Genomic DNA, 5,413 nt, shown 5'->3' with positions numbered 1-5,413 from the left:
GAAACCTTCCTATGGCAAGGGTCGTCCTGTTGGCGAAGACATTATCAATATGATGTTCCCCCCAGGCGATGATGGACGCATCCCTGTCGTAGCGGTTACCGGTACCAATGGCAAAACGACAACTGTTCGTCTGATTTCTCACTTGATTGCGGAAACAGGTTTGCGTGTTGGCATGACGGGCACAGATGGTGTTTATATCAACCACCGCTTGATCGATACAGGCGATTGCAGTGGCCCTAAGAGCGCGCGCAATGTATTAATGCACCCTGACGTAGATGCAGCAGTTTTAGAGACCGCTCGAGGCGGCATGCTCCGTGAGGGGCTTGGCTTTGATCGCTGTGAAGTGGCGGTAGTTACCAATATTGGCGAAGGCGATCACCTAGGCCTCAATTACATTACCAGCGTTGAGGACTTGGCCATTCTGAAGCGCGTGATCGTGCAAAACGTTGCCCCTACTGGAGCAGCAGTTCTGAATGCGGCCGATCCGATGGTTGCGAAGATGGGTGATAAATGTTCTGGTCGGGTTATTTTCTTTGCCCAAAACCAGCACCATCCAGTGATAGCAGCGCATCGCGCCAAAAACAAAAAAGTTATTTACTTTGATGGCACCTACATCGTTGCCTCCAAAGGTGCACGCGTAATGTTCCGCTTCCCCGTCAGTGAAATTCCGTTGACTCAAAATGGCGTACTCGGATTTCAGGTGGAAAATGCGATGGCTGCAATAGGCGCAGCTTGGGCCTTGGGTCTGGATGCAGAAAAGATTGCGCGCGGCTTACACAGCTTTGAAAGCAATGCCAACTCAGTACCGGGTCGCTTCAATCAATTCCAGCACAATGGCGCAACCGTCATTGCTGACTATGGCCACAATCCAGATGCGATGCGCGCCTTAACTAGCGCCATCGAAGCAATGAAACCAAATAAGAGCCATGTTGTGATTAGTGGCGCAGGCGATCGTCGTGATGAAGATATTCGCGATCTCACTCGTATCTTAGGAAATGCTTTTGACAACGTCATCCTCTATCAAGATGCGTGCCAGCGTGGACGCGAAGATGGCGAAGTATTAAGGCTACTTCAAGAAGGTCTTGTTGGGGCTACCAAGGCAAAGCAAATTAAAGAGATTCATGGTGAATTTAAAGCCATTGATACTGCTCTAGATGATCTCTCTGCTGGCGATATCTGCCTCATCCTCATAGATCAAGTGGAAGAATCACTTGCCTACCTCAAAGAAAAGGTAAGGCCTTAAGAGCAAAATAGATGGTCCCCTGAAATTACTTCAGAACAATAAAAAACCCAATCAGCTGATTGGGTTTTTTATTTGGATAAGTTGATCAACTTATGAGTGGTAGTGCTGAATACGATCGATCTCTTCTTTCGAACCTAGCATCACAGAAACACGCTCATGCAAATCGGTTGGCTGCAAATCCATAATGAGATCTGTGCCATTGGTAGATGCACCGCCCGCCTGCTCCACTAAGAAACTCATAGGATTGGCCTCGTACATCAAGCGTAACTTGCCAGGCTTATGCGGCTCACGCTGATCCCATGGATACATAAACACTCCACCACGGGAGAGAACACGATGTACGTCTGCCACCATAGAGGCGATCCAACGCATATTGAAATCCTTATCGCGCGCACCACTCACGCCAGCAAGACACTCCTCAACATAACGGCGTACTGGGTCAGCCCAGTGACGCATATTGGACATATTGATTGCAAACTCTTTAGTGGAATGGGAAATTGTTACCGAATCCTTGATCAATAAAAACTCGCCCGTTAATTTATTGAGAGTAAACATCACTACTCCATCACCTAAGGTCAATGCCATCGTGGTTTGAGGACCGTACACGACATAACCAGCAGCAACTTGATGGCGACCTGACAATAAGAAATCAGAAGTCTGTAAAGGGGCGTTCGGGTCTTGCTTCTTTAGAACAGAAAAAATTGTTCCGATAGAAACATTCACATCAATATTGGATGAGCCATCGAGTGGATCAAACAAGAGCAAGTAGTCTCCCGTTCCTTGAACAGGAACAGGCAACTCCATCTCCTCGGAAGCCAAACCAGCAAGAGACTTGCAACCCTTGACACCATCAATCAGTAAATCGTTTGCAATGATGTCGAGCTTTTGCTGAACCTCACCTTGTACGTTGCCAGTGCCTGCTGAGCCGAGCAATCCAATCAACGCCCCCTGAGCCACCTCATGACTCAGTGTTGAACAGGTATTGACTACCGCCGTAAGCAAATCTTGCAATCCAGCAGGAATAGCCGCGCCCGCAGGTTTTGCAGATGTTAAATATTGCTTGAAATTAATATGGGAACTTGAGGACAAAGGTATTTCTCCAGTTTTTTGCCAAAGTGGGTTATTGGGCTCTATTTTGCCTTGTTATTAGGAGGGGCTAGTTACCTAGCGCCTTTCCTATCACCTCTCTTACATCTGGAGAGAGTGTCTGGCACGCTGAAACACGCTCCAGGGCGGCTTTCATGCGATCTTGATAGGGTTGGGCAAATAAGCACCAGCGATCCAGGGCTCTAGCAAGACGAGCGGCAACCTGAGGATTAATGGGATCAAGCGCCAAGACGCTATCGGCCCAGAACTCATAACCGCTGCCATCAGCCTGATGAAAGGTTGCCGGGTTGTTTGCACAGAAGGCATGAATAACGCTACGCACTCGGTTGGGATTATTTAACTTAAACGCAGGATGCTCGCGCAGCTTCTTCACCTCTTCCAATGTAGAGTCAAGACCATCCACTGGCGGACGGCTCGATTGCAAGCCAAACCATTTATCAATCACCAAAGCGTCACTGGCAAATCGGTTGTAGAAATCAATTAAACACTCTTTGGCTTGTTTTGCACCATGCATCACCAACGCAGCTAAAGCAGCGTAACGATCAGTCATATTGTCAGCAATTTGATACTGATTAGCAGCCATTGGCGCCCATACTCCCGGCGCCGCTTCAAGCAACATGCTTAAAGACAAGTTCTTGAGTGCGCGCTTTCCGGAGTCCACTCCGTCCGACTTAAATGGTCCTGGTGTTTGCATCTGCTGATACAAAGCAGCCCACTCCAATTGGAGTTGCTTAGCAATTTCTCTGCGGAAGGCACGACGTGCAGTAAATATCTTCTGCGGATCCACGTTCGTACATTGCTCATACAAATAAGACTCCGCAGGTAGCGTCAGGGTCAGATCTTTAAAGGCTGGATCCAAGTTAGGATCAAGCAGGATATTGCGATAGGCCTCAATGATTTGGGCATCAGGCAAGCGATTATTCAAAATCATTTGCATTGCTAGTTTTTGACCAGCCTCCCAGCGATTGAACGCATCGTCATCGCTAGAGAATTGCGTCAAGAGATCAGCTTCAGACTGCTCAAAATCTAAGTTAACCGGTGCCGAGAAATTACGATTAATCGATAGCACTGGACGCTCTTCAACATTGTCAAAGGTCCACGTCTGACTAGCTTGTGTCAGCTCCAGCAATTGCTCTTTTTGATCGTTCGCCTTGGTAATTAAACGCATCTTCAATGGAATATGAAAAGGCTTCTTCTCCGGCTGACCGGGGCTAGGCGCACAACTTTGCGTCAATGTGAGTTGGTACTGTTTTTTGGCAGCGTCGTAATGCTCTTGCACCTTCACTCGTGGAGTCCCTGCTTGGCTGTACCAATTCTTGAACTGAGTCAGGTCTTTGCCATTAGCATCAGCCATCGCCATCAAGAAATCATCGCAGGTCACTGCTTGCCCGTCATGGCGCTTGAAATACAAATCCATGCCCTTACGGAAACCATCCCTACCAAGCAGGGTTTGGTACATCCGGACCACCTCAGAGCCCTTCTCATAAACGGTCACGGTATAGAAGTTATTAATCTCTTGGTACTCATCAGGGCGAATCGGATGCGCCATCGGACCCGCATCTTCTGGGAATTGGAGCTGACGCAACAATCGCACGTCTTCAATTCTCTTTACTGCTCTGCCCGATTCACTGCCCATTTGGTCGGCAGAAAACTCTTGATCTCTGAAAACGGTTAAGCCCTCTTTCAGCGATAACTGAAACCAATCCTGACAGGTGACGCGATTGCCGGTCCAGTTATGAAAGTACTCATGCGCAACAACGCTTTCAATATTAGCAAAGTCAGCATCAGTCGCTGTTTCTGGTTGAGCGAGAACAAACTTAGTATTGAAAATATTCAATCCCTTGTTCTCCATCGCGCCCATATTGAAATCGCTCACAGCCACAATCATGAAACGCTCTAAATCCAGCTCCAGACCAAAGCGTTTTTCGTCCCAATGAATTGATGCAATCAAAGAGTCCATGGCATGACGGGTCTTCTTCAGATCATGCGGCTCAACCCAGATCTGCAATAGCTTCTTAGCACCACTACCGGTAGTAATAGTCTCCTCAATGCACTCCAACTTGCCCGCTACCAAGGCAAACAAGTACGAAGGCTTAGGAAATGGGTCTTCCCAGGTCGCACTGTGCCAACCGTTTGGAAGTTTTTCTGTATTAATCAAGTTACCGTTAGATAACAAGACTGGGCACTCTGCTTCACGAGCACGTAGCGTTACTTTAAATCGCGCCATGACGTCTGGACGATCTAGGAAATAGGTAATCTTTCTAAAGCCCTCGGCCTCGCACTGGGTAAAAAAGTTGCCATTAGAAACGTACAAACCCATCAGGGTTGTGTTTTTCTCTGGCACACAAACACAAATAATTTCAACGATGAATTTGTCTTTACCTTCATTTGGTAAAGAATGAATCGTGAGTGTTTCAGGGGTTAATTCAAAATGGCGATGGGCTTCGCCATTAATCCGCAAGCTGACGAACTCGAGCTCATGTCCGACCAATACCAAGGGAGCCCCTGGTTCGAAGCTTTTGCCTGGCAGAACTTCAATTCGACTTTTAACAATCGTTCTGGCTGGTTCTAGAGCAATATCAAGCTCGACCTGATCGAAGGTGTAAACAGGAGGACGGTATTCGAGCCGACGAAAGCTCTTTGGGAGATCAGTTTTCATGAGCCTATTTTAAGTCTAGGCCGGCGAACTGGTGAACCCTCTAAATCAAGCCCAGATCAAGGTAGCAATGCCAATGGCAATAAAGGTAATGGCTGCTATGGCATGCACCCACTTGATAGGCATCCGCTTGGTGAACTTTTGACCAATCCAGACTGCAGGAGCATTGGCCAACATCATCCCCAATGTGGTGCCAATGGTTACCGAGACTACATCCTCATAACGAGCACCCAGGGCAATAGTAGCAATTTGCGTCTTATCACCCATCTCAGCCAAAAAGAACAGTCCGGTCGTTAGCAAAAATACTTGTAGGGCTTTATCAGCTACCTTAGATCCAGCAGCGTCATCAATATGATCCGGCACCAACAACCACAAACCAATGCCTAAGAAACTCAATCCCAAAATCC

The 5,413-nt window shown here is 47.6% G+C and carries 4 protein-coding genes; 1 reads left to right on the top strand and 3 read right to left on the bottom strand.

Annotation, left to right across the window (positions count from 1 at the left end):
* On the top strand, window positions 1–1,243 hold a 1,243-nt coding region (locus JaK3_RS05710; RefSeq protein WP_240480896.1), incomplete at its 5' end, for a Mur ligase family protein.
* Window positions 1,244–1,333: 90 nt separating this feature from the next.
* Here JaK3_RS05710 and JaK3_RS05705 read toward each other — a convergent pair.
* From JaK3_RS05705 to JaK3_RS05695, 3 genes are all read right to left on the bottom strand, one after another.
* Window positions 1,334–2,332 (bottom strand): class 1 fructose-bisphosphatase, encoded by a 999-nt coding sequence (locus JaK3_RS05705; RefSeq protein WP_420865688.1) that lies wholly within the window; start codon window positions 2,330–2,332, stop codon window positions 1,334–1,336.
* A gap of 67 nt (window positions 2,333–2,399) precedes the next feature.
* On the bottom strand, window positions 2,400–5,009 hold the full coding sequence (gene pepN / locus JaK3_RS05700) for an aminopeptidase N (protein WP_068321942.1): 2,610 nt from the start codon (window positions 5,007–5,009) through the stop codon (window positions 2,400–2,402).
* A 45-nt stretch (window positions 5,010–5,054) separates the two neighbouring features.
* The coding region (locus JaK3_RS05695; RefSeq protein WP_150114212.1) for a TMEM165/GDT1 family protein at window positions 5,055–5,413 on the bottom strand (359 nt) is incomplete at its 5' end.

Origin of the sequence: Polynucleobacter yangtzensis, from assembly GCF_001595965.1 — a bacterium.
Classification (GTDB): domain Bacteria; phylum Pseudomonadota; class Gammaproteobacteria; order Burkholderiales; family Burkholderiaceae; genus Polynucleobacter; species Polynucleobacter yangtzensis.
Note: the sequence above shows the minus strand (reverse complement) of the source record. Positions and strands in the feature narration are given on the sequence as shown.